Annotated in this window: 19 protein-coding genes; 11 read left to right on the top strand and 8 right to left on the bottom strand. The window is 60.6% G+C overall.

The features are described 5' to 3' along the window. Nucleotides 1-165 precede the first annotated feature (165 nt). The 6 genes from KGB07_RS26205 to KGB07_RS26180 all read right to left on the bottom strand — a co-directional run bounded on the left by KGB07_RS26205 (nt 166) and on the right by KGB07_RS26180 (nt 7,307). Nucleotides 166-1,578 (bottom strand): amino acid permease, encoded by a 1,413-nt coding sequence (locus KGB07_RS26205; RefSeq protein WP_223467010.1) that lies wholly within the window; start codon nt 1,576-1,578, stop codon nt 166-168. A gap of 208 nt (nt 1,579-1,786) precedes the next feature. Further along, entirely contained in the window at nt 1,787-4,042 is a 2,256-nt protein-coding gene (locus KGB07_RS26200) for an ATP-binding protein (protein WP_223467009.1), read from the bottom strand. Then, entirely contained in the window at nt 4,039-4,812 is a 774-nt protein-coding gene (locus tag KGB07_RS26195; RefSeq protein WP_223467008.1) for a substrate-binding periplasmic protein, read from the bottom strand. The genes KGB07_RS26200 and KGB07_RS26195 overlap by 4 nt, the downstream gene beginning before the upstream one ends. Before the next feature lie 5 nt (nt 4,813-4,817). Beyond that, on the bottom strand, nt 4,818-5,534 hold the full coding sequence (locus KGB07_RS26190; RefSeq protein WP_223467007.1) for a response regulator: 717 nt from the start codon (nt 5,532-5,534) through the stop codon (nt 4,818-4,820). A 92-nt stretch (nt 5,535-5,626) separates the two neighbouring features. Continuing rightward, nucleotides 5,627-6,274: a TetR family transcriptional regulator C-terminal domain-containing protein gene (locus tag KGB07_RS26185; RefSeq protein WP_046037068.1), complete on the bottom strand. Its 648-nt coding sequence runs from the start codon at nt 6,272-6,274 to the stop codon at nt 5,627-5,629. Nucleotides 6,275-6,518: 244 nt separating this feature from the next. Further along, nucleotides 6,519-7,307 carry a class II aldolase/adducin family protein gene (locus KGB07_RS26180; RefSeq protein ID WP_223467005.1) on the bottom strand — a complete coding sequence of 263 codons (789 nt, stop codon included), beginning with the start codon at nt 7,305-7,307 and terminating at the stop codon, nt 6,519-6,521. A gap of 187 nt (nt 7,308-7,494) precedes the next feature. Between KGB07_RS26180 and KGB07_RS26175 the strand changes: the two genes are divergently transcribed. Further along, a complete protein-coding gene (locus KGB07_RS26175; RefSeq protein WP_223467004.1) occupies nt 7,495-9,456 on the top strand; it encodes an FAD-dependent oxidoreductase in 1,962 nt (653 codons plus the stop codon). Nucleotides 9,457-9,618: 162 nt separating this feature from the next. Beyond that, entirely contained in the window at nt 9,619-10,215 is a 597-nt protein-coding gene (locus tag KGB07_RS26170; protein ID WP_056725067.1) for a cupin domain-containing protein, read from the top strand. Here the strand turns inward: KGB07_RS26170 and KGB07_RS26165 are convergent. Further along, nucleotides 10,212-11,144, bottom strand: a complete 933-nt coding sequence (locus tag KGB07_RS26165; protein ID WP_223467002.1) for a helix-turn-helix domain-containing protein — start codon at nt 11,142-11,144, stop codon at nt 10,212-10,214. The genes KGB07_RS26170 and KGB07_RS26165 overlap by 4 nt on opposite strands. Before the next feature lie 162 nt (nt 11,145-11,306). Here KGB07_RS26165 and KGB07_RS26160 point away from each other — a divergent pair, with 162 nt between their 5' ends. The 3 genes from KGB07_RS26160 to KGB07_RS26150 all read left to right on the top strand — a co-directional run bounded on the left by KGB07_RS26160 (nt 11,307) and on the right by KGB07_RS26150 (nt 15,196). Next, nucleotides 11,307-12,665 carry a glutamine synthetase family protein gene (locus KGB07_RS26160; protein ID WP_223467000.1) on the top strand — a complete coding sequence of 453 codons (1,359 nt, stop codon included), beginning with the start codon at nt 11,307-11,309 and terminating at the stop codon, nt 12,663-12,665. A 144-nt stretch (nt 12,666-12,809) separates the two neighbouring features. Further along, complete coding sequence (locus KGB07_RS26155) at nt 12,810-13,898, top strand: polyamine ABC transporter substrate-binding protein (protein ID WP_046037074.1); 1,089 nt, start codon at nt 12,810-12,812, stop codon at nt 13,896-13,898. Beyond that, the gene (locus KGB07_RS26150; protein ID WP_046037075.1) at nt 13,895-15,196 is read left to right on the top strand and encodes an NAD(P)/FAD-dependent oxidoreductase; all 1,302 of its coding nucleotides are present in this window, start codon (nt 13,895-13,897) and stop codon (nt 15,194-15,196) included. The genes KGB07_RS26155 and KGB07_RS26150 overlap by 4 nt, the downstream gene beginning before the upstream one ends. A gap of 93 nt (nt 15,197-15,289) precedes the next feature. Here KGB07_RS26150 and KGB07_RS26145 read toward each other — a convergent pair whose 3' ends face one another. Next, a complete protein-coding gene (locus KGB07_RS26145) occupies nt 15,290-16,942 on the bottom strand; it encodes an arylsulfatase (protein WP_046037076.1) in 1,653 nt (550 codons plus the stop codon). 370 nt (nt 16,943-17,312) lie between these two features. Here KGB07_RS26145 and KGB07_RS26140 point away from each other — a divergent pair, with 370 nt between their 5' ends. From KGB07_RS26140 to arnT, 6 genes are all read left to right on the top strand, one after another. Continuing rightward, a complete protein-coding gene (locus KGB07_RS26140; RefSeq protein WP_046037077.1) occupies nt 17,313-17,909 on the top strand; it encodes a paraquat-inducible protein A in 597 nt (198 codons plus the stop codon). After that, entirely contained in the window at nt 17,906-18,562 is a 657-nt protein-coding gene (locus tag KGB07_RS26135; protein WP_046037079.1) for a paraquat-inducible protein A, read from the top strand. Before KGB07_RS26140 ends, KGB07_RS26135 begins: the two co-directional genes overlap by 4 nt. Then, on the top strand, nt 18,543-20,219 hold the full coding sequence (locus tag KGB07_RS26130) for an intermembrane transport protein PqiB (protein WP_046037080.1): 1,677 nt from the start codon (nt 18,543-18,545) through the stop codon (nt 20,217-20,219). The genes KGB07_RS26135 and KGB07_RS26130 overlap by 20 nt, the downstream gene beginning before the upstream one ends. Before the next feature lie 17 nt (nt 20,220-20,236). Beyond that, nucleotides 20,237-20,794, top strand: coding sequence for a membrane integrity-associated transporter subunit PqiC (locus KGB07_RS26125; RefSeq protein WP_046037081.1), 558 nt, complete (start codon nt 20,237-20,239; stop codon nt 20,792-20,794). 283 nt (nt 20,795-21,077) lie between these two features. After that, on the top strand, nt 21,078-21,734 hold the full coding sequence (locus KGB07_RS26120) for a histidine phosphatase family protein (RefSeq protein WP_046037082.1): 657 nt from the start codon (nt 21,078-21,080) through the stop codon (nt 21,732-21,734). Nucleotides 21,735-21,910: 176 nt separating this feature from the next. Continuing rightward, nucleotides 21,911-23,632, top strand: a complete 1,722-nt coding sequence (gene arnT / locus KGB07_RS26115; RefSeq protein WP_223466998.1) for a lipid IV(A) 4-amino-4-deoxy-L-arabinosyltransferase — start codon at nt 21,911-21,913, stop codon at nt 23,630-23,632. Nucleotides 23,633-24,051: the final 419 nt, after the last annotated feature.

The following is a 24,051-nucleotide window of genomic DNA, read 5'->3' as shown; positions in this document are numbered from 1 at the left end:
TGTTGGCGCTGTTACAACTTCGAACAACTGCCTACGCCCAGCACAAAACAACTGTAGGAGCGAGCCTGCTCGCGATGAGGGAATCACATTCAACATTTCTGTTGACTGATCCACCGCTATCGCGAGCAGGCTCGCTCCTACAGGGGAAACGGTTAGCTGGAGGTGTTATGCAGTCGGCAAGCTCGGCGCCAACACGCCCTGGCGCTTGCGATGAATCAGGAAGTACGCGCCATAGCACAGCGCAATGAATCCAAAACCCCAATACAGCGACGGACGCTGGGTTTCATCCAGGGCCAGGAATACGAACAGCGAGCAGCACAGCGCGATGCACATCAGCGGCAATACCGGAAACCACGGCGCGCGGTATTTCAGGTCGCTGAGTTTGCCGCCGTCACGCAAGTACGCCTTGCGGAACTTGTACTGAGCCAGCGCGATGACAATCCAGGTCACGGTGCCGGACATGCCGCTCACCGCCATCAGCACCATGAACAAGGTGTCGGCGGCGACGAAGCTGGTCATCAGCGACACCAGGGCGAAGCACAGGGTGATGCTCAAGGCGCGCAATGGCACGCCACGCTTGCTCAATGGCGACAGGCTTTTCGGCGCCATGCCGGTTTTCGACATCGCCCACAGGATGCGCGTCGAGGCATACAGGCCGGAGTTGCCCACCGACAGGATCGCGGTAAGGATCACGAAGTTCATAAGGTCAGCGGCGTAGGGAATGCCGACCATGTCGAACACCTGCACGAACGGGCTTTCCATCAGGCCGGCCTGCTGCCACGGCACGATCGCCGACAGCACGATGATCGCCAGCACGTAGAAGATCAGCACGCGGAACACCACGTTGCGTACGGCGCGGGGAATGCTTTTTTCCGGCTGATCGGTTTCACCGGCGGCCACGCCCATGATCTCGCAACCCTGGAACGCGTAGACCACGGTCATCATCACCGCGAACACCGCCGACAGGCCGTTGGGGAACAACGAATCGCCGATCAGGTTGGTTGCCATCGGTGCCGGTGCGCCGCTGCTCAGGGGCATCACGCCGAAGATCACCAGTACGCCGACCACGATGAAACCGAGAATCGCCGCGACCTTGATCCCCGAGAACCAGTACTCGGCTTCACCAAAGGCGCGGGTCGCCATGGCATTGATACCGAACAGCACCACCACGAACAGCGCCGACCAGTACCAGATTGGCACAGCCGGGAACCAGCGGGTCATCAGCATGCCGGCGGCGGTGAACTCCAGGCCCACGGTGGTGGCCCAGCTCATCCAATACACCCAGCCGATCATGAACCCGGTGGCCGGGCCAATGAATTTGGTGGCGTGGGTCTGGAACGAACCGGACACCGGCATCTGCACTGACAGTTCACCCAGGCAGACCATCACCAGGTACATCAGGAAACCGGCGAACAGGTAAGCCAGGATCGCCCCCACCGGGCCACCTTGATTGATGGTCACGCCGGAGCCCATGAACAGCCCGGTGCCGATGACGCCGCCCAGGGACAGCATGAAAATGTGCCGGCTCTTCAGGGCGCGGGTCAGCTGTATGCCTTTACGATCAGTATTTTCGTTCATGTCGACACCTCAGCAGTCAGTGAGGTGTGCAGCGCGCGACAGGACGTCACGGCGCAGGGAGGGATCAGCTTTACGGCAATTCATTATTATTATCTCCAATAAGCTTCGAAGACCGCGCTGCGGCGGTTGCGTCGATTATTGGAAAGCCATGTAAGTTCGCGTTGACCGTAAAGATCGAAGTTGTACAAAGTCGTAACAAACTTGTACGTCAGCTCTGCAACAGGCCTTCGAGGGTATCGAGCGAGTGCTGCAATTGCTCATCCAGCACCGGCCCCATGCGCTGGATCGCCGATTCATCGTTTGCCAGCGCCAAGGTCTCCAGCGCCCTCAACGTGCTGGCCAAGGCCCGAAAACCCAGGGAATCACAGCTACCGGCCAGGCGGTGAGCCAGTTGCGCGACCTCTGTGCAGTCGTCGGCGGCCATGGCTTCATGCAGCGCGTCGCGGTGTTGAAGGATCGAGTCACGCAGCACCGCCAGCAGGCCCTGGACCTTTTGCACGCCGAGCAGGCTGCGATGGGTCTGCAACAGCGGCCAGTCCATTGCCTCATCGCTCGGCAGCGACTCGGCCACAGGTGCATGCCCTTCCAGCACCTGGCGCAGGTTTTCCAGCTTCAAGGGCTTGGCCAGGACACCGTCCATCCCGGCCTCCAGATAACCGCGCAACAGTGCCGGTTGCACGCTGGCGGTCAGGGCGAAAATGCGCGTATGGCGGTTCGGCCCGTCGCTGTGGCGGATCTGCCGGCACAGCTCGACACCGCTGATGCCCGGCAGATGCACGTCCAGCAGCATCAGGTCGAACACCTGCGCCGCGCATTGTTGCAGCGCCTGATCCGCTTCTTCGGCCAGCCACACCCGGTGGCCGTCCCGTTGCAGCAATCCTTTGGCCACTTCGCGATTGAGCTCCACGTCTTCGACCACCAGGATGTTCAGTGCCGGCCCCGCCGTGCGAACCGGCGGGGCCTCAGCCACGCCGCTGGCCGGCTGAAGGCAAAGCTCGAACCAGAAGCAACTGCCGCGCCCCTCTTCACTGTCCACGCCGATGCAACCGCCCATCTGCTCCACCAGATGTTTGCAGATCGCCAACCCCAACCCCGTACCGCCAAAACGTTGCGCGACTTCTTCGCTGGCCTGGGTGAACCGCTCGAAAATCTTCGCCTGCATCAAAGGGGCAATGCCGATGCCGTCGTCCGTGACACTGACCCGCAGGCGCTGCCCGGTCTGTTCTCCGGTTTCGCTGAGCAGCGCCACCTCGACGCTGACTTCGCCGCCTTCAGTGAACTTGATCGCGTTGGCCAGCAGGTTGCTCAGCACCTGACGCAGGAACTGCTCGGCGCCGTGGTGATGCTCGGCAATCCGCTGATCGATGCGGCAACTGAGGATCGTGTCGTTGTTCAGCGCTCTCGGTTCCAACAGTGTCAGCACCTCATCGAGCAACTGGCGCAGCGAGAAATCCACCGGTTCGGGATGACTGACGCCCTCCTCCAGCTTGGCGAAATACAGCACTTCGTTGAGGATCGTCAGCAAGCCTTCGCCAGCCTTGTGCAAAGCATCCAGGCGTTTACCGTCCTGGGCATCCAGACGCGCGCCGCGCAGCAATTCGGCCATGCCGAGGATGCCATTGAGGGGCGTGCGCAGTTCGTGGCTCATGGTCGCCAGGAAGCGCGACTTGGCAAGGTTGGCCGCTTCCGCCTCGTCTTTGGCGCGCATCAGGCTGGCGGTGCGGCGCTCAACCATTTTCAGCAGCTCGTCACGGTTGTCCTGCAAGGCCAGGCGATCGGTTTCCCGGCGCTCGATGTCCCGCAGGATCGCCCGGCGCATGTCGTCCAGCGCATGGGCCACGGTGTCGATTTCGTCGCTGCCACGACGCTTGTCCAGATGCAGGGGCTCGTGCCATTCACCGGCGGCGATGCGCCGGGCAAACTCGGCCATGACCTTCAAATGCCGGGTTACCAGTCGATAAAACAAGCCCGACAAGGCAACGGCCAGACCGCAGAGGAACACCGCCATCCACAACAGGCTGGTCAAACCGGTGGCGTAGAGACGCTGGTACACCGCCCCCAGATCCGTACTGACCTCCAGCTCGCCAAGGTTGCGCAAAGGGCCGGACGGCGGCTGATAGTCCAGGGCAAAGCGCTCGATGCGCAGCGGTCCCGCGGGGTGCGGATTGCCCTGGACCAAATCGAAATCGGCGCTGGCCAAGTGCACCCGCGCGACGTCGGAGAAGTCCACCAGCCCGCGCAACTGCACGTTCAACTGTTCCTGGTTCAAGTCCCAGAGGCTGCGTTCCAGGCTGGCCAGGTAGCCGGCGCGGATCAGTTCCATGCGCGACTCGATGTCGCGCATTTCCCGTCGATATTCGATGTACAGTTGCACGCTGCTGGCCAGCACGGTGAAGCACAGGCTGAACAACAGGATGAACAGCAACAAGCGCCGTAACAGTCCACCGGGACGGGCGCCAATCATTGCGCATCCGCCGGCAGGTTGATCATGTCGCGGTAGGTCACTTCGCTTTCGTTGAGCCAGCGCTCAATGTCACCGGCATCGACCATGCGCTGCAACTGCGCATTGATCTCGGGCATGCGAGCGGCCAAGGGCGAGCGCCGCGATACGGCAACCCGCAGATAATCCACGCTCAAGGCTTTGGGCAAGGCAACAATGTCCTGGCCGCCGGGCAGGTTTTCCACGTACAGCTGGCCGGTGCGTCGCTCCTGGGTGATGAAATCGATGCGCCCGCGAATCAGCTTGCCGAAGTTCTGGTGGCTGTCGGAAACCCATTCGATATTGTTATTGCGCGCGACCATGCGATCGAACTCCACGCCGTAGCTCTCGCCGAACAACAGGCCGCCACGGTAACGGGCCAAGTCGTCCAGCTGTTCGAATTTCACCGGATGTTGGCGGTTGATGAACAACGCCACCTCTTCACGCAAGACCGGCACCGTCGAGAACAGCATGCTTTGCTCCCGCTGCGCAGTGCTGTAGGCCAGCACCACATCGACCCGGCCTTCGGCGGCGTCCAGCAGGCAGCGTTTCCAGTTGCCCAGCACCACCATCTCGACCTCGTAACCCAACTGGCCAAACAGGTTTTTCACCACGTTCGGCGCCAGGCCGCGCACCTGCTTGCCATCGCTCCAGGACACCGGCGGATACACCGGGTAATCGCAATAGCGAACCTTGTCCGCCGCGACGGCATGGCCGGCCACCAGCAGCGCCAGCAGGCAAAGCCATCGCGCCATCAGTTTCAGGCCGCCACGCTGGCGGTGAACAGGTAACCGGCGCCGTGAATGGTGATGATCAACTGCGGTTCGGCCGGATCGTCATGCAACTTGCGGCGCAGGCGCCCGACCAGCACGTCGATGGAGCGGTCGTTGGGCACCCATTCGCGGTTGCGGATCTGGTCCATCAACTGGTCGCGGCTGAGGGTGTGGCCGCTGTTGCGCAGGAATACGCTGAGCAACTGGTATTCGCCGTGGGTCAGCAGGGTTTCGCTGCCGGACGGATCGATCAGGCGACGACGGTCGGTGTCCAGTGACCAGTCGGCGAACTGCTTGACCGGCTTGGCCACCGCGACCGCAGGCGCTGGCGTTTGCGCATGACGTACCCGGCGAATCAGGTTTTTCGCCCGGGACACCAGTTCCCGTGGATTGAGGGGTTTGATCACGTAGTCATCGGCGCCGCATTCGAGGCCGACGATGCGGTCGATTTCGTCGTTGCGCCCGGTGATCAGGATGATCCCGACTTCCGAACGCACCCGCAGCTCGCGGGTCAGGGTCAGGCCGTCCTTGCCCGGCAGGCGGATGTCGAGCATCACCAGGTCGACGCTCCGGCTGGCCAGGAAGGTTTCCGCCAGTTCCGCCGTGGCGGCGCAATGGACGTCGTAGCCTTCCTGGGACAGGTAGGCGTGCAGCAGATCGCGAATCAGCGGATCGTCATCGACGATCAATACCCGAGGAGTCATCGCTTGGTGTCCGGCATAGGCCCGAAGGCCAGTTTCTTATTAGAGTGTTTTCCTGCATCGGCGCCAGAGAGTATCGATTGCTGAACGACTGATCAACAGTCGCTCGTCTGCACGCAGAAACGCCGTCTTCCGCCGGCCTGCAAACCGTCGACCCAGGCCTCGCAAATCTGGATGCCCTGCTCCGGGGTGAAGGTGCCGGGGTTCAGCCCGGACTCCAGCCACAAGCCGTCGAGCAAGGCGCTGAGGCTGATGGCGGCCAGGTCGGCGTCGAAGTTTTCCCAGCCTTCCTCCCGGGCCAGTTCCGCCAGCACCTTGCGCAGGATGCCGCGATACTCGCCATAGGAATGATCGTGGGCCTGGTTGATGGCCTCGGCGGTTTTCACCGCGCCCCAGAACGCCAGCCACGCATCGATCAGTTGCGGATCGAGCAGTTCGGCGGAAAACGATCCGCGGAAAAACGCCGACAAACGCTCCCGGGCATTCGGCGCGGCTTGCTCCATGGCGTCGCGCAGCAAGGTCATGACCCGCCCGGTGATCGCCATGTAGGCCTCGGCCACCAGTTCGTCCTTGCCGGAATAGTGATGGCTGATCAGCCCCACCGAGACTCCGGCCTCGGCGGAAATCTTGCGGATTGACGCGCCCTGAAAGCCGTGACGTTTGAGGCACACCAGCGTCGCCTCGATCAGGTTGGCTTTGCGCAACTCCGGTTCCATGCGGGAAAAACGGGCTTCCTGATTCATGGGCGACACGCTCCTTGGTTCAAACGTTTAGACCTGCGCGGGTTGGCGGCGGGCTGAACGACTGTACAGCAAGAGCGGGCCAAGTCTCTAGTCACTCGCCGGTCTGATAGACCGCGGCGGGCCCATCGCGAGCAGGCTCACTCCTACAGTATTTGGGTAGTTCACAGATTTTGCGTACACCCTCTTCTCCTGTAGGAGTGAGCCTGCTCGCGATGACGGTAGCCCAAACAACCGAGAGCCTGGATCAGTCCCGATACCCCGGCGCCACTCGATCCAGCATTCGCAACAACGCCGCCCAGGCCAGTTGCATGGCATCCGGGTCACTCAGTTCCCCCTCCTCCAACGGTCGCCCCGGATCATTGAATTGCCGTTCGGTGTGCGCGCAGACCTCGTGCGACGGCAGCACAACTTCACCGGCGGCTTGGGCGGCCAACTGGATTTCACAGGCCTTTTCCAGGTAGTACATGCGCAGGAACGCCTGGCTCACCGTCTCGCCCACCGTCAGCAGGCCATGGTTGCGCAGCATCAGTACCGATTTGTCGCCCAGGTCCGCCACCAAGCGTTGTTGCTCGCTCAGGTCCAGCGCCACGCCCTCGTAGTCGTGGTACGCGACCCGGCCATAAAATTCCATGGAAATTTGGTTCACTGGCAACAACCCGCACCTCAACGCCGCCACCGCGCACCCGGATTTGGTATGGGTATGCAGCACGCATTGCGCATCTTCACGGGCGCCGTGGATGGCGCTGTGGATCACGAAACCGGCCGGGTTGACCGGGTACGGCGACGGCTCCACGGCATGGCCATCGAGGTCGATCTTCACCAGATTGGACGCTGTGATTTCATCGAACATCAACCCGTAAGGGTTGATCAGAAAGTGATGCTCCGGCCCCGGAATGCGCACCGAGATGTGGGTGAAGATCAGATCGGTCATGCGAAAGTGCGCAATCAAGCGGTAGCAGGCCGCCAATTCCTCACGCAGGCGCTGCTCGGTGGCGCTGCGTTCGGGTGCCAGGTGGCAGGCGATGTTGTTCATTCTTGTGGTTCTCCAGGCTGATCGGCTGGGGCAGACAGTAAGGCTGGTCGCTGCGAACGTCCAGCCGCCCGTTGCTTTAAAGTAAAATTATCTGTTGATTTTTTACTGAAGGTAAATTTCTATAGCACAATAATAACAACGCCAAAACTCGGCCTTTCGGCCTCAGCCTGCCAGGAGTACCCGCCCCATGCCGACCTCGACACCCGCCTTCGCGCACCTGTTCGAGCCTCTGGAGATCCGTGGCAAGCGCCTGAAGAATCGCATCATGTCCAGCGGACACGACACCTCGATGCCCACCGACAACCTGGTCAATGAACAATTGATCGCCTATCACCGAGCGCGTGCCGAAGGCGGTGCCGGACTGATCGTGCTGCAAGTGGCCGGCGTGCACGACAGTGCGCGCTACACCTCCCACGTGCTGATGGCCACCGACGATGCTTGCATCGAGGGCTACCGCAAACTGGCGCAAACCTGCCATGCCCACGGCACCGTGGTGTTGTCCCAGGTGTTCCATCCGGGGCGGGAAATCATGGAGTCCAGCGATGGCCTGCTGGCGGTGGCCTACTCCGCATCCTCGGTGCCCAACGAACGCTTCCGGGTGATGCCCCGCGCGCTGGACCAGGCCATGATCGACGAAATCGTCGCCGGTTACGCCGCTGCCGCCCGCCGCCTGCACCAGGCAGGCATCGACGGCGTTGAGGTCGTGGCCAGCCATGGTTACTTGCCGGCGCAATTCATCAATCCGCGGGTCAACCGGCGTACCGATGGCTACAACGGTGAGCTGGAACAGCGTTTGCGTTTTCTACGCGAAGTCATTGCCGCCGTGCGCGCGGCGACCGACGAGCAGTTCATCGTCGGCCTGCGCATCTCCGCCGACGAGCGCGACCCGGAAGGCCTGACCGAGGACGAATCCCTGGCCGCCGTGCAGTCACTGCAAGCGCAGCTCGATTACGTGCATATCGTCGCCGGCACTTCGGCGTCCCTGGGTGGCGCGGTGCATATCGTGCCGCCCATGGCGATCGAAGCGGCGTACCTGGCCAAAGAAGCCGGAACGTTCAAAGCCGGTTTGAACATTCCGCTGTTCGTCACCGGGCGCATCAACCAGCCTCAGGAAGCCGAGCTGATCCTGGCTCGCGGCCAGGCCGATGTGTGCGGCATGACCCGGGCACTGATCTGCGATCCGCAAATGCCCAACAAGACCGACACCGGCCGCGTCGAAGATGTGCGGGCATGCATTGCCTGCAATCAGGCGTGCATTGGCCACTTCCACAAGGGCTTGCCGATTTCCTGCATCCAGCACCCGGAAACCGGGCGCGAACTGATCTTCGGCGAACGCCGACAAGCGCCACAGCGCAAACGCATCATGATCGCCGGCGGTGGTCCGGCCGGGATGAAAGCCGCCACCGTCGCGGCCCAACGCGGGCATGAGGTGACGTTGTACGAAGCCAGTTCGCAACTGGGCGGTCAGGTGTTGCTCGCGCAACTGCTGCCACGACGCAGCGAATTCGGCGGTGCGAGCACCAACCTGCAGCGGGAAATGGAACTGGCTGGCGTGCGCGTGGTGCGCAATACCCGAGTCGACCGGGCACTGGTGGAGCAGGAAAAACCGCACATGGTGATCGTCGCTACCGGTGCCGAGCCGTACTGGCCGGCCTTCGAGCGTGGCGGTGAGTTGCAGGTGGTGGACGCCTGGCAAGTGCTGCGCGATGAAGTACAGGTCGGCCGTTCGGTGGTGGTGGTCGACTGGCGTTGCGACTGGATCGGCCCCGGCATCGCCGAACGTCTGGTCCGTGCCGGGCACCAGGTGCAACTGGCGGTCAACGGCACCCATTGCGGGGAAAACCTGCCGCTGTACGTGCGCGATCAACTGGCCGGCGAACTGCATAAGCTGGGCGTGCCGATCACGCCGTATGCGCGGCTGTATGGCTGCGATGACAACACGGTGTACCTGCAGCACACCGCCAGTGGCGAACCGATGCTGATGGAAAACATCGATACGCTGGTGCTGTGCCAGGGCCATCAACCGGTGGATACCCTGGGTGCCGAGCTGCAAGGGCTGGTGGAGTTTCGCAGGATCGGTGACTGCCTGGCGCCGCGCACCGCCGAAGAAGCGATTTATGAAGGCCTGAAAGTCGCGTGGGAGCTTTAAGGCTGTTTATACTCCGGGGCTTTAACGGCTCACACCGCCCCTGTAGGAGTGAGCCTGCTCGCGATAGCGTCACATTCAACATCAATGTTGGCTGACCCACCGCATCGCGAGCAGGCTCGCTCCTACAGGGGATGCGATCCTCTTCCCGGTTCGGAATTTTCCATGAGCAACAACAGCAAGACCCCGCCCGCATCAGGCAGCGCCGAACCGCATTTTCTCGGCACGCGCATTCGCGGCCTGCGCAAGCGCCGGGGCATGACCCTGGCGGAACTGGCGCAACAGAGCGAACTCACCGCCGGCTACATCAGCCAGCTGGAACGCAACCTCGCCTACCCGTCGATTCCGGCGCTGTTCAACATTGCCCGCAGCCTCGGCGTCACCATCCAGTGGTTCTTCGCCAGTGAAGCGGTCACCGCGCCCGAAGACGATGGTGTCGTGGTGCGCAAGAACAGCCGCCTGAACGTGCATTACGAAGACGGCATCGTCGACCAGTTGCTGACGCCGCAGGCCAACCGCCAACTGGAAATGCTCCACTCGCGTTTCCCGCCCGGCACCTACAGCCAGCAGAGCTACAGCCACGACGGTGAAGAAGCCGGCTACTTGCTCTCGGGGAGTTTCGAGTTGTGGGTCGGCGAACGCCATTTCCAGCTCAATGAAGGCGACAGCTTCAGTTTTTCCAGCCAGGAACCGCACCGCTACGGCAACCCCGGCGATGTCGATGCAGTGGTGATCTGGGTGATTACACCGCCGACGTTCTAACGTCGGCGGCGACCGCTTGCCTGACTGGTACTCGCACGCTTGAGCGTGTCACTCGGCAGCTCGTTGAACAACGCGCGGTAGCTGCTGGAAAACCGCCCCAGATGCCAGAACGACCAATGCATCGCCACCTCGGCCACGGTGGTTTGAGTGGGCGTGCGGCTGAGCAGTTCGCGTCGGGCGCTATTAAGGCGGCGCAGGCGCAGCCACTGGGTTGGCGACATGCCGGTGTAGGTCTTGAACGCATGCTGCAACTGGCGCAGTGAAACCCCCGCGACCTGGGACAACTCCAGCAGATTGAGGTGTTCTTCCGGGGTGTCCGCGGCCCATTCCCCTACCCGCTTCATGATCGACCGCTCCCCGGCCCGACGCTGCAGGGACCCCTGGTCGAGGCCGACACAGGCGTTGTCGAGGATGAACAGGCAATCTTCCAGCAGTTGCTGGGTCAGCGCTTCGCGGCTCGGTGGATCGAAGGTCTGCGACAGCCGCGTCAGGGTCCCGCTGAGCCAACGGCAGAACAGCGCGTTCTGCTGGGAGTTGAGCGGTGCCATGAACAGCCCTTCGAGCCTGGCGATGTCGAGGCTGTGGCGCTTTACAAACTCCGGCCCGAACACCACGGCGATTTCCTGATAGTTCTCCGGGGTGATCCAGATGTTGCGGCTTTCGCCATTCAACACGTACAGCGCGTTGTCGCCGCGATCGAAACAGAACGACAACGAACCCTGGGGCGCGCTGAAATTCTGCTCGACCCGGGTGTTCATCGACTCTTCGTAAATCTCCACGCCCTGCAGATCCAGATAGCGCACCAAGCCCGCGAAATGCCCCGGCGACATCTGCTGGTATTGCTGCACCCAGCCCGGCGTGGCGCGGATTTGCTCGGCGACATCGGCGGTGTTGAACGCTTGGACCTGGAGGGAATTGGAACCTGTCATGGGGCGACCTTACGCACTCTTTTGGTGCGCTTTGTGCTGCTTAAAGTGGATAGATGGAACTGCAAGGCTCGCACAAGATAGTCGTCAACGCGCTACAGGGGAAGTGTCCGGCGGATGAAACCGGTCTCTCCTGGCGTTAATAAAACCAATAACGAGGTCTTTATGAATGTCCCTTTCGATCAGCTGTTCACTTGGCTGAAAGATCACAAGATTACCGAAGTCGAGTGCGTCGTCAGCGATCTGACCGGCATTGCACGCGGCAAAATTGCACCGACCAACAAGTTCCTGCATGAGCGAGGCATGCGCCTGCCGGAAAGTGTCCTTCTGCAAACGGTAACCGGGGACTTTGTCGACGACGACATCTACTACGACCTGCTCGACCCGGCCGATATCGACATGGTCTGCAAGCCGGACGCCGACGCCGTCTACGTGGTGCCATGGGCCATCGAGCCGACCGCCATCGTGATCCACGACACCTTCGACAAGTTCGGCAACCCGATCGAACTGTCGCCGCGCAACGTGCTGAAGAAAGTGCTGCAGTTGTACACCGACAAAGGCTGGCGGCCGATTGTCGCGCCGGAAATGGAGTTCTACCTGACCCAGCGCTGCGAAGACCCGGACCTGCCACTCAAGGCGCCGATGGGCCGTTCGGGCCGCGCCGAAAGCGGTCGTCAGTCGTTCTCCATCGACGCGGCCAACGAATTCGACCCGCTGTTCGAAGACGTCTACGACTGGTGCGAACTGCAAGGTCTGGACCTCGACACGCTGATCCACGAAGACGGCCCGGCGCAGATGGAAATCAACTTCCGTCACGGCAACGCCCTGGACCTGGCCGACCAGATCACCGTGTTCAAACGCACCATGCGTGAAGCGGCGCTCAAGCACAACGTGGCAGCAACCTTCATGGCCAAGCCGGTCGGCGACGAGCCTGGCAGCGCCATGCACATTCACCAGAGCGTGGTGGACATCGCCACCGGCCAGCCGATCTTTGCCGATGCCGATGGCAACATGAGCGAGTTGTTCCTGCACCACATTGGCGGCCTGCAGAAGTACATCCCGAAAGTGCTGCCGATGTTCGCGCCGAACGTCAACTCGTTCCGCCGCTTCCTGCCGGACACCTCGGCACCGGTGAACGTCGAATGGGGCGAAGAAAACCGCACCGTCGGTCTGCGCGTGCCGACCTCCAGCCCCGACGCCATGCGCGTCGAGAACCGTCTGCCGGGCGCCGACGCCAACCCGTACCTGGCCATCGCCGCCAGCCTGCTGTGTGGTTACCTGGGCATGGTCGAGCGTACCGAGCCGAGCGCTGCGGTACAGGGCCGCGCCTATGAGCGTCGCAACCTTCGCCTGCCGATCACCATCGAGGACGCCCTGACCCAGATGGAAGAGTGCGACACCATCAGCCGCTACCTGGGCAGCAAGTTCGTGCGGGGCTATGTCGCGGTCAAACGCGCCGAGCACGAGAACTTCAAACGGGTGATCAGTTCGTGGGAGCGTGAGTTCCTGATGCTCAGCGTCTGAAATCTTCGCTGCCCATAACGACCTCATCGCGAGCAGGCTCGCTCCTACAGGGGAATGCATGTAGGAGTGAGCCTGCTCGCGATGACGGCCGCCAGAACACCAAAGAAACATCGGTATAACCCAATAATTCCAAGAGGTATCGACATGCGTCTTTTGAAATCCGTGGTCCCGGCCGCACTGGCGGTTCTGTTCAGTGCCGTTGCCCAGGCTCAGCCACAGGTCAGTGTCTACAACTGGACTGACTACATCGGCGAAACCACCCTCGTCGACTTCCAGGCCAAAACCGGGATCAAGGTGATCTACGACGTATTCGATTCCAACGAAACCCTGGAAGGCAAACTGCTTGCCGGTCGTACCGGGTATGACGTGGTGGTGCCGTCCAACCACTTCCTCGCCCGCCAGGTAAAGGCCGGCGCGTTCCTCAAGCTCGATCGCGAGCAACTGCCGAACTTCAAGAACCTCGACCCGAAACTGCTGGCGCTACTGGAGAAAAACGATCCGGGCAACTCGCACTCGGTGCCGTACCTGTGGGGAACCAACGGCATCGGCTATAACGTCGACAAGGTCAAGCAAGTGCTGGGCATCGATCACATCGACTCCTGGGCCGTGCTGTTCGAACCGGAAAACATCAAGAAGCTCAGCGCCTGCGGCGTGTCGATGATGGACTCGGCGGACGAAGTGTTCCCGGCGATGCTCAATTACATGGGCATGGACCCGCGCAGCGAAAGTGTCGAGGACTACAAAAAGGCCGAAGCCAAGCTGCTGCAGATCCGCCCCTACATCACTTACTTCCACTCCTCCAAGTACGTCTCGGACCTGGCCAACGGCGACATCTGCGTGGCGTTCGGTTACTCGGGCGACGTGTTTCAGGCCGCCAACCGCGCCAAGGAAGCCAAGAACGGCGTGAACATCGCCTACGCCATTCCCAAGGAAGGCGCCAACCTGTGGTTCGACCTGCTGGCCATCCCCGCCGACGCCAGCAACCCGAAAGAAGCCCACGCCTTCGTCAACTACCTGTTGGACCCGCAAGTGATTGCCAAGGTCAGCGCTTCGGTCGGCTACGCCAACCCGAACCCGGCCGCCAAGCAGTACATGGACCCTGAGCTGGTCAGCAACCCCGAGGTTTATCCGTCCCAGGAAGTCCTCGACAAACTCTACATCTCCACCACGCCGCCGCAGTCGATCATGCGCCTGATGACCCGTTCGTGGAGCAAAGTGAAGTCCAACAAATGAATCAGTACACCAAGGAACACACCCACTCCTATTACGCGGCGTCCGCCAAGGGCATGAGGCAGCGTCCCGCGCTGGCCTCGGACCTTACGGCCGATGTCTGCGTGGTCGGCGCGGGTTTCACCGGCATCAACACCGCCATCGAGCTGGCCCAGCGTGGGCTCTCGGTGGTCCTGCTGGAAGCCCGGCGAATTGGCTGGGGCGCCAGCGGGCGCAACGGTGGCCAGTTGATTCGTGGTATCGGCCATGACGTCAGTGGGTTCGCCAAGCACATCGGCGCCGATGGCGTGCAATACCTGGAACACGCCGGGAACGAGTCGGTGCAAGTCGTGGCCAATCGCATCCGCGAGCACGGCATCGATTGCGACCTGAGCTGGGGCTTTTGCGAACTGGCCAATACCCCGGCCCAGTTCAAAGCGTTCAAGGCCGAGCAGGCGGAACTGATCGACTCCGGTTATGCCTTTGAAACCCGACTGGTCGCGCCGCAGCAAATCCGCGAACAGGTGGTGAACTCCGGTGTGTATGCCGGTGGCCTGGTGGACATGGGCTCGGGGCATTTGCATCCGCTGAACCTGGTCCTTGGCGAGGCGCAAGTTGCCGAGTCCCTAGGGGTGCAAATTTTCGAGCAGAGCCCGGTGCTGGAGTTGATCCATGGCAGTACGGTGCAAGTGCGCTGTGCCGGTGGCACTGTGAATGCAGGCACGCTGGTGCTGGCTTGCAATGCCCATCTGGAAGAGCTCGAACCGAAGCTCAGTGGCAAGGTGCTCCCGGCAGGCAGCTACATCATCGCCACCGAACCGTTGTCGGAAGACGCCGCTGCAAAACTGATCCCGCACAACGTCGCGCTGTGCGACCAGAAGGTCGGCCTGGATTACTACCGGCTCTCGGCTGACCGGCGTTTGCTGTTCGGCGGTGCCTGCCATTACTCCGGGCGCGATCCTTCGGACATCAGCGCCTACATGCGTCCGCAAATGCTCAAGGTGTTCCCGCAACTGGCCGATGTGCGCATCGACTATCAGTGGGGCGGCAAGATCGGCATTTCGGCCAACCGCTTCCCCCAGGTCGGGCGCCTGAGCCAGCACCCGAACGTGTTCTACGCCCAGGGCTATTCCGGCCATGGCCTGAACGTGACCCACTGGTGCGCGAAGTTGTTGGGCGAAGCGATCCATGCTGGCCACAGCAAAGGCTTCGACGTGTTCAGTGCCGTGCCGCACATGACCTTCCCCGGCGGACGCGCCCTGCGTTCACCGTTGCTGGCCCTTGGCATGTTCTGGTATCGGATGCGGGAAGTGCTGGGTTGACCATCGGGCGCCTGAGACGAGTTGTCTCTCGATTCAGGCATCCCGGCAGGTCAGGTGGGGTGGCGGCGACCTCAAGAGATCGCCGCGGCACCTCTATTGAGGCATCTGAATGTTAATGCCTTCCTTCTGCAGATCCTCCCGTACCGACTGGAATTTCTGGTACTTGGACAACTCGATCGGCCCGTCATAGCCCATGCTTTGCAGCTTGCGTGGCGGGTATTTGATGTAGGTCTGCATCAGCTTGTTGATCGCCTGGCTGATCGGCACCATGGTCCAGGTGCGCTCGGTGACGTTACTCATGAAGATGTCGTAGCGCTCCTGTGGATCTTGCAGCAAGTCAAAGACTTGCGGTACGACCGCCACGTACTTCGACTCCCCTTTCCAGCCCAGGTTGGTGTCCACGGCCAGGCCGCCGGTCGGCACACCGTTGTCGCCACGCAGGTTGAACACGGCCTTGTAGTTGCCTACGCGGGCGGCCCCCGGCGACAACTCGTTTTCGGTGAAGTAGAACCACTCTTTACGTGGGTCGGGACCAGTGCCGGTTATCACCGGGGTCATGTCGTAGCTGTCGAAATAGATCGGCTGACCTTCGCGATCCTTCTCCGGCAACTTGATACCGGCCACCGAGGCGAAGGTCGCCATCAGGTCGAGCCCGCCGAGAATGTCGTGGTTCTTGGCATTGGGCTTGATTTTGCCGGGCCAGGTCATGATCGCAGGGACCCGGTTACCGCCCTCGCGCACGGTGCCCTTGGTGCCACGAAATGGCGTATAGCCGGCGTCCGGGTAAACGTCCTGCCAGGCGCCGTTGTCGGTGGTGTAGACCACCAGCGTGTTCTTATCCAGGCCCAGCGCCTTGAGCTTGTCCATGATATGGCCGATGCGCGTATCCAGTTCGACCACCGAGTCGGCGTACTTGGACTTGGAGATCGACTTGTGAACGAACTCCGGTGCCGGCAGGTTCGGCTGGTGCACTTTCATGAAGTTGACGTTGATGAAGAACGGCTTGTCGGATTTGGCGGCAGTGTCGAGGAATTCCAGTGCGGCTTTTTCCACATAACCGTCAAAGTAGGGAATTCCGACTACACCGGGTTTGCCATCGATGACCGGCGTATCAACATACTGGCCGTTGATCTTGAACTCTTCGACGGCCTTTTCTCCCGCCTTGCCCGAGAGTGCGCCCTTGGTCACCTGGGCAAACATCGCCCGGGTTTCCGGGTCCATGTCGGGGAACCATGTCGGGTCAGCGTAGGTGTAGGCATTGAGGTGATAGAGGCCGACGTATTTCATCACGTCATAACCCTGGGCATTGGGCAGCGCATAGTCGGCTTCACCCAGGTGCCACTTGCCGGTGAAGTAGGTCTCGTAACCGCCGGTCTTGAGCACCGAGGCCAGCGTCCACTCGGCGGCGGGCAAACCACCGCCCTGGCCCTGGAAGGCCACAGTGGTCATGCCGCTGCGATTGGGGATGCGCCCGGTCTGCATGGCGGCTCGCCCGGGCGTGCAGCTCGGTTGCGCGTAGAACGAGTAAAAAGTTGTGCCCTCAGCGGCCAGTTCGTCGATGCTGGGTGTCGGCATGCCGCGGCCGACGCCGCCACCATACGGACCCAGATCGCCGTATCCGGTATCGTCGGACACGATGAACAGAATATTGGGCTTTTCTGTTTGTGCAGCCTGGGCCATACCGTTAAGCGCTATCAGTAATGAACCTGCAATGTAGAACCTTGAGCGATGCGAGAGTCTTTTCATGGCGACCTTCCTTTTTCGGGACGGATCCTTGTGGCCGGCACTTGTTTTCAAGTAATCCGTGACCGGACCCTGGTGAGTTACCCCCAAACCATGCCCTCTTGTTAGTTCCAGGTGTTCAACTGACCAGGCAATTGAATTCCTGTAGCTACTCAAGGCACCCGAGTCAGCCTAGTACGGTTATTTTAAAAACGCGCATTACAGGAAGTGGAATTCGAAGTCGTTCGTCGCTTGCTTCCCGTGAAATACCTGGGTCGAGTCATCCCCCGGCGGCGGATAGTGTTCAGGTTGCGACTTTCGATTTGCTCAATTGCGAGTCACTTCTATATTGAGGGGGTGCTCTGAACTTCCTGCCTTCTGTTGAGCTTGACCCATGGCAACTACTGATCAGCTGATCATCTGCGAGCACTGCGACAGCGTGTACCAAAAAGTAACGCTCGCCAAACATCAAAAAACCCTGTGTACGCGCTGTGGCGGCGTGCTTCAGCGCTATAACGGCCTCACGGTGGAACAGCGTCTTGCGTTGACCTTCACCGCGTTGATGCTCTGGATATTCGCCAATTTCTATCCGGTGATGAGCATCAGCCTCAAAGGCGTGAAGAACAGCGCAACGCTCTGGGACTCGGTGCTGGCCCTGAGCCTTGGGCCTATCACCTTCATCGCCATGGTGGCGGCAATCGCCATGATCATCGCGCCGATTTTCCAGTTAATGCTGCTGATCTGGGTACTGGGCTTCGCCCTCAGCGGGCGACGCTCGCCCGGATTCAAATTCTGCATGCGCTGGCTGGAAACCCTGAGGCCCTGGAGCATGCTCGAAGTCTGCCTGCTGGGTGCCATGGTCGCGGTGATCAAGCTCGCCGGACTGCTCGATGTGCTGCCCGGCATCGGGTTGTTCGCCCTGGCTGCGCTGAGCCTGATGATGATCCGCATCGCCGGGCGCGACATCCGCGAACTATGGGACCTTGTATGAGCACGCCTCCTTACGCCGACGAGCTCAACCTGTGCCTGTGCCACACCTGCGGGCTGGCCTGCGACATGACCTTCAAGCCCCACGAATGCGAGCGTTGCGGTGCGCCGCTGCACCGGCGCAAAACCAATTCGCTGACCCGCACCTGGGCCTTCATGATCGCGTCCCTGGTGTTCTACATCCCGGCCAACCTGTTGCCGGTAATGAACACCGAAATGGTCGGCCATGGCGCCGACAGCACGATCATGAGCGGCGTGCTGGAGTTCTGGGAAGCCGGGGCCTGGGACATCGCCCTGATCATTTTCATTGCCAGTATCGCGGTGCCGGGCATCAAGTTCGTGGCCATCACATTGCTGCTGGTCACCGTGCAACGCGACAGCGAGTGGGCACGTAAAGAACGGTCGACGCTGTACCGCTTCGTCGAGGTCATCGGTTACTGGTCGATGCTCGATGTGATCGTGGTCGCCCTGGTGGCCTCGCTGGTCAAGTTCCAGGCCCTGGCCGATATCGAACCGCGCCCGGGCATTCTGTTTTTTGGACTGGTGGTGGTGTTCACCATGCTGTCGGCAATGAGTTTCGATCCACGCATGATCTGGGATAAAGAACGGGAAAACCCACACAATGAGGAGGTCACGGATGAAGTCACAAGCCACTGACGGGCCGCAAGCCCCCGGGCCGGCGCCGATCAAGACCCGCCGCTTCAGCGTTTCGCTGGTCTGGATCGTCCCGATCGTAGCGGTGCTGGTGGGTATTTCGCTGGTGGTTCACAGCATTCTGCAGCAAGGTCCGACCATCATTATCACGTTCAAGACCGGGGACGGCCTGACCGCGAACAAGACCGAGGTCAAATACCGCAATGTCGTGATTGGCCATGTCTCCGATGTGGAGCTGGCCAATGACCAGAAGAGCGTCAACGCCACCATCAAGCTGGCCAAGCAGGCCGAAAGCTTTACCCGCGAAGATTCGCAGTTCTGGGTCGTGCGGCCGCGCATTGGCGCGGGCGGTGTATCCGGTATCGATACGTTGCTGTCGGGCGATTACATCGGTGCCGATATCGGCCAGGCCAACGGCCGGGCAAAGCACTTCACGGGGCTGGAGAACCCGCCGCCCATCACCTACGGCGAGCCGGGCAAGCGTTTCACCCTGTTCACCCAGGACCTGGGATCGCTGGATATCGGCTCGCCCGTCTACTACCGCAAGATCCCCGTAGGCCAGGTAGTGGCCTACGCGCTGGACCCGGATGGCAAGGGCGTGAACATAGAACTGTTCATCCATGCCCCCAATGACAAGTACGTCACCGAAAACACCCGTTTCTGGAACGCCAGCGGCATTGACGTGAACGTCGGCGCCAATGGTTTTGCGGTCAAGACCGAATCCTTGTCTGCTTTGCTCGTGGGCGGCATTGCCTTCCGTGCGCCCGACTACAGCCCCAACGATAAGCCTGCTGCCGCGGAGTACGCCTACGAACTGTTCGAAGACCAACAAACCGCCCTCGCCCCGCCAAACGGCAAGCCGCAGTACCTGGCCATGCGCTTCGACCAGGCACTGCGCGGGCTCAAGGTCGACGCCCCGGTGGAATTCCTCGGTGTTGAAATCGGCAAGGTGGTGGCGGTCAATCTGGATTACGACGAGAAAAAACGCTCCTTTCCAATCAACGTCGGTATCGTGATTTACCCGCAGCGCCTGGGCCAGGCCCACATCAAAATGCTCAAGGCGCTCAATCATGACCCTAATAACGAAGCCGCTGGCGTACGCTTGATCGGCACCTTCATCGAAAACGGCCTGCGTGCCCAGGCCCGCACCGGCAACTTCCTGACCGGCCAGTTGTACATTGCCCTGGACTTCTACCCCAAGGCCGACAAAGTCGCCTTCGATGCAAACGCACGCCCGGTCGTGATTCCGACCATTCCCGGCAGCCTCGAGCAATTGCAGGAAAAACTCGAATCCATGGTCGACAAGATCAACAAGCTGCCGATCGAGCGTATCGCCGGCAATCTCGATGGCAACCTCGTCGAACTGCGCAAAGGCATGATGCAATTCAACGGCAAGATCCTGCCTGGCGTGCAAACCACCCTGTCGGATGTCAGCAAGACCCTGGAAACCGCCAATTCGACCCTGCAATCGGCCAGTTCGACCTTGGCCGAGGATTCGCCGCAACGGGAAAAACTGGGGCAAACCCTGGATGAACTGGGACGCACGTCGAGATCCTTGCGTGATCTTTCGGATTACCTGGGACGGCATCCGGAATCGCTGCTTCGCGGTCGTCCGAACAATGCCGCGCCCGTGGATCTGCAAGGGCCACCGCGCAATTGAACACAGGAGCAACACCCATGGCTTTACCGCTGAAGTTCACCCTGGTCACCGCGATGTTGCTGCTCGCCGCCTGCCGCAGCGATCCGATTCAATTCCATACCCTGACCCCGACCCAGCAGGGCAATCACTCAAGGACCACCATCGGGGTGATCCAGATCGAGACGATCAGTGTGCCGCCCCAGGTCGATCGTGCGCAGATCGTCATTCGCGAAGGCAACAGTGGCCTGGCGATCCTGGAAACCCAATGGTGGGGCGCCACCCTCGTGGACGAATTGCGCAGTGCGCTGGTCGATCAACTGAGCAACAGTCCTGTACAAGGCCGACATTCGGTGCGTATCGATGTGCAGCGTTTTGACTCGGTGCCCGGCCAGTACGCCTTGATGGACGTGGAATGGCGCCTGCGCAGTGCCAGCAGCGGCGACACAGCACGGTTGATTTGCCGCAGCACCTTGCAAACGCCCTCTGGCGCGAGCATCGATGACCTGGTGCTTGCCCAGCAAAACAACGTCAAACGCCTGGCCGCGCTGATCAGCCAGGCTGCCGTCAGACCACAGGCGAGTTGCCCTGCGCCTTGAAGGCTTTCCCCCGGATTAACGGCGACAAGTTCGCCGTTAATCCGGCCCTTCTGTTTTTCGCTGTAATTCTCAGCAACAGAAAAGGATAACAATTCCCAGTTACCGACTAATGACCAGGGGTACCCTCTCCTGCAATTTTTTCACATTCCTTTCACTGCTCTGACACTTGCAGAGATGTAGCTTTCGCTGCAGTTAATTCGCCGCACTTAGTCTCGGTGGATTTTTTTGTGCTGTTTCCGGCTTTGTCGACAGCACTTCCCTGGCGCTCCAATGGTGGAAAAACTTGGTCAACTCTGTCTCGCGTAAACCGTCTTCGCGCCTGTCCAGATCGGTCGTGGCCATTGGTGCACTGACCATCGCCGTGCTGGCCACAGGTTTTTTCCTGTGGCCCAAATCCCCGACCAACCTGGCCCAGGAGGACGCACAAGCCCGGGCTCGATTGCTGCAACACTGGAGTGCCGGCGAGATCGCGGTGCTGGTTCGTCATGCCGAACGTTGCGACCGTTCCAGCAACCCATGCCTGGGCCCGGCTGACGGCATTACCCGTGTCGGCAGTGAAGCGGCGGCCGGTGTTGGCCAGGGCCTGGCGCGCCTGGGCCTGGCACAGACCGATATCCTGACCAGCCCCGTTACACGCACGGTACAAACCGCGCATTACATGTTCAATAGCGACCCACGGACCCAGGAGTGGCTGGCGACCTGCGGCACGACTCTGCGTAACGATGTCGTGGCACACAAGGTGGCCCATCGCAACCTGGTGCTGGTGACCCACAGCGGTTGCATCGCTGACTTTGAAAAGCAGACCGGCCTCAAGCATTCGGCGAAGGACGCCGAGTACGGCAGCGCGTTGTTTGTCCAAATCGATGGCAATGGTCAATTGCAAGTACTCGGCATTGTGAATGCCGAAGACTGGAACACTCTGTTACAAGAAAAAAACTGAAGTCACTACCGATCGAGAACTTTGGTTCTAAGGTATTTCAAGCCGGACTGAATGAAACCTGAACAGAACAGCGAGAAGTCTGTTTGAACTTCTCGCCGTTCAATATCATTCCGGTTTTCTCTCTGACAAGTTGCATACCACTCTTCAAGCAGCCTTTCTCAGCGCAAGGTCGAGTCATGACGTCAAATCAGCCATTGCCAGATTTTGTTGGCCATTCTTCCCGCCTGCACGCCCCAACGGCGCCTGCCAACGAGCGCTGGATGCTGTTCGCCCTGGTACTGGCGTTCATCGTGTTCTACTTGCTGCCGCTGATGAGCCACGGCCTGTGGATTCCCGATGAAACCCGTTATGCCCAGATCAGCCAGGAAATGCTGCAGGGCGGGAACTGGGTCTCGCCGCACTTCATGGGCCTTCGTTACTTCGAGAAACCGATTGCCGGGTACTGGATGATTGCCATCGGCCAAGCGGTGTTTGGTGACAATCTGTTCGGGGTGCGCATCGCGTCAGCGCTGAGTACCGGGCTGAGCGTGTGGCTGACCTACCTGATTGCCCGCCGGTTCTGGGGCGACCCACGTAAAAGCTTCGCCTGCGCGCTGCTCTACATGAGCTTCGGGTTGATTGCCGGTCAGGCCGGGTACGCCAACCTCGATCCGCAGTTCACCCTCTGGGTCAACCTGAGCCTGGTTTCCCTGTGGTTTGCCATCGACAGCCGCACCACGCGTGCCCGCCTCGGTGCCTGGGCGGTCCTGGGCATCGCCTGCGGCATGGGCTTCATGACCAAGGGCTTTCTGGCCTGGCTGCTGCCGGCGGTGATCGCCCTGCCCTACATGGTCTGGCAGCGCCGCATTGGCGAGCTGTTGCGTTACGGGCCATTGGCTGTTGTGGTCGCCGCGGCCGTCTGCCTGCCCTGGGCGCTGGCCATCCATCATCAGGAACCGGATTTCTGGAATTTCTTCTTCTGGAACGAGCACGTACGCCGCTTTGCCGCCGACAATGCGCAACACGCCCGTCCGTGGTGGTTCTACTTGCCGATGCTGGTGGTTTGCGCCCTGCCCTGGACTGTGTTGTTGCCGACGACGTTCATCCAGGCCTGGAAAAACAAGCGCCAACCCGTCAGCGGTTTTCTCCTGCTCTGGTTGTTGCTGCCGCTGGCGATTTTCAGCATGAGCAGCGGCAAGCTGCCGACCTACATCATGCCTTGCCTGTTGCCCCTGGCGCTGCTGATGGGTCACGCGCTGACCGGTCTTTTGGAACAATCCAAATCACGGACAATTCGTTTCAACGGTTGGCTCAACGTCATCATTGCCACGACGACCATGATTGCGTTGCTTTACCTGCAATTGAGCAAAGAGATTTTCGAAAATACCGAGATGTTCAGCCTGTCCCTGGCGTTCATCGTGCTGCTGGGCTGGATCATCGCCAACGCCCTGCAAATCCTGCGGCCATTGACGTTATGGGCGATGCCGGCCCTCGGCATCTGGCTGCTGGTGGCGCTGCTTCCTGCCGCTATGCCGGGCCAGATCGTCGACAGCAAGATGCCCGACCGGTTTATCTCCGAACACCTGGACAGCCTGAACCAGACCACCACGCTGCTGAGCAACGACCTGGGGGCGGCCTCGGCCCTGTCGTGGCTGACCAGGCGACCGGAAGTAACGCTCTACAACGTCATCGGCGAGATGAAGTACGGCCTTTCGGATCCGGCTGCGGCCTCGCGCAAAGTGACACAGCACGATGTCGGCCAATGGATGACCGAGGCGCGTAAGAAGGGCTCGGTCGGGGTGGTGATGAGGGTCAACAGCGTCGCCGAGATTCAGGAAGTCGAGGCGCTGCCCACCGACGGCAAACGCTATCAGCGCGGCGATATGCAGGTCCTGATCTTCCCGCCAATCCAGCCCTGACTGGCAGGACACAAAAAATCGCCGGCAAGGCATCCGCTATATCTCCCCCGGTTGGGCCGTTGACGACGAGCTGAACTGGGTGGACCAGTTCCTCCGCGCACCGGCAATCGCCGAGTTGTCCTTTCGCAACCCTGGTGAACCCAGCGGGGGCCAGCAGCAACTGGCACCGTCAGGTGCGTCGAAGACACGACAAAAGGCAGCCGGGGCAGCGCCATATTCAGATCGACGACATCGTTTTATGGACGAGTCGATCCACTGTGGGCACAGTGCTGCTAATCTGAATGAAAATTACATGTATTAACGGTTTTTTTGACGTTATTTTCTCATTTGGATCTCTACATTCCCTGCCATTCAAAACATGCAAATGATTCGCATTGGTTTACAAGCGTTTCAATGCGTATGACTTTCAAAAAAATGCA

Source organism: Pseudomonas sp. GL-RE-26, assembly GCF_019956275.1.
Taxonomy (GTDB): domain Bacteria; phylum Pseudomonadota; class Gammaproteobacteria; order Pseudomonadales; family Pseudomonadaceae; genus Aquipseudomonas; species Aquipseudomonas grandcourensis.
This window is presented reverse-complemented; position numbering and strand designations above follow the sequence as displayed.

Coding starts and splice junctions, on each gene's coding strand:
- KGB07_RS26205 (WP_223467010.1), bottom strand. CDS start 1,578: ATGAACGAAAATACTGATCGTAAAGGCATACAGCTGACCCGCGCCCTG.
- KGB07_RS26200 (WP_223467009.1), bottom strand. CDS start 4,042: ATGATTGGCGCCCGTCCCGGTGGACTGTTACGGCGCTTGTTGCTGTTC.
- KGB07_RS26195 (WP_223467008.1), bottom strand. CDS start 4,812: ATGGCGCGATGGCTTTGCCTGCTGGCGCTGCTGGTGGCCGGCCATGCC.
- KGB07_RS26190 (WP_223467007.1), bottom strand. CDS start 5,534: ATGACTCCTCGGGTATTGATCGTCGATGACGATCCGCTGATTCGCGAT.
- KGB07_RS26185 (WP_046037068.1), bottom strand. CDS start 6,274: ATGAATCAGGAAGCCCGTTTTTCCCGCATGGAACCGGAGTTGCGCAAA.
- KGB07_RS26180 (WP_223467005.1), bottom strand. CDS start 7,307: ATGAACAACATCGCCTGCCACCTGGCACCCGAACGCAGCGCCACCGAG.
- KGB07_RS26175 (WP_223467004.1), top strand. CDS start 7,495: ATGCCGACCTCGACACCCGCCTTCGCGCACCTGTTCGAGCCTCTGGAG.
- KGB07_RS26170 (WP_056725067.1), top strand. CDS start 9,619: ATGAGCAACAACAGCAAGACCCCGCCCGCATCAGGCAGCGCCGAACCG.
- KGB07_RS26165 (WP_223467002.1), bottom strand. CDS start 11,144: ATGACAGGTTCCAATTCCCTCCAGGTCCAAGCGTTCAACACCGCCGAT.
- KGB07_RS26160 (WP_223467000.1), top strand. CDS start 11,307: ATGAATGTCCCTTTCGATCAGCTGTTCACTTGGCTGAAAGATCACAAG.
- KGB07_RS26155 (WP_046037074.1), top strand. CDS start 12,810: ATGCGTCTTTTGAAATCCGTGGTCCCGGCCGCACTGGCGGTTCTGTTC.
- KGB07_RS26150 (WP_046037075.1), top strand. CDS start 13,895: ATGAATCAGTACACCAAGGAACACACCCACTCCTATTACGCGGCGTCC.
- KGB07_RS26145 (WP_046037076.1), bottom strand. CDS start 16,942: ATGAAAAGACTCTCGCATCGCTCAAGGTTCTACATTGCAGGTTCATTA.
- KGB07_RS26140 (WP_046037077.1), top strand. CDS start 17,313: ATGGCAACTACTGATCAGCTGATCATCTGCGAGCACTGCGACAGCGTG.
- KGB07_RS26135 (WP_046037079.1), top strand. CDS start 17,906: ATGAGCACGCCTCCTTACGCCGACGAGCTCAACCTGTGCCTGTGCCAC.
- KGB07_RS26130 (WP_046037080.1), top strand. CDS start 18,543: ATGAAGTCACAAGCCACTGACGGGCCGCAAGCCCCCGGGCCGGCGCCG.
- KGB07_RS26125 (WP_046037081.1), top strand. CDS start 20,237: ATGGCTTTACCGCTGAAGTTCACCCTGGTCACCGCGATGTTGCTGCTC.
- arnT (WP_223466998.1), top strand. CDS start 21,911: ATGACGTCAAATCAGCCATTGCCAGATTTTGTTGGCCATTCTTCCCGC.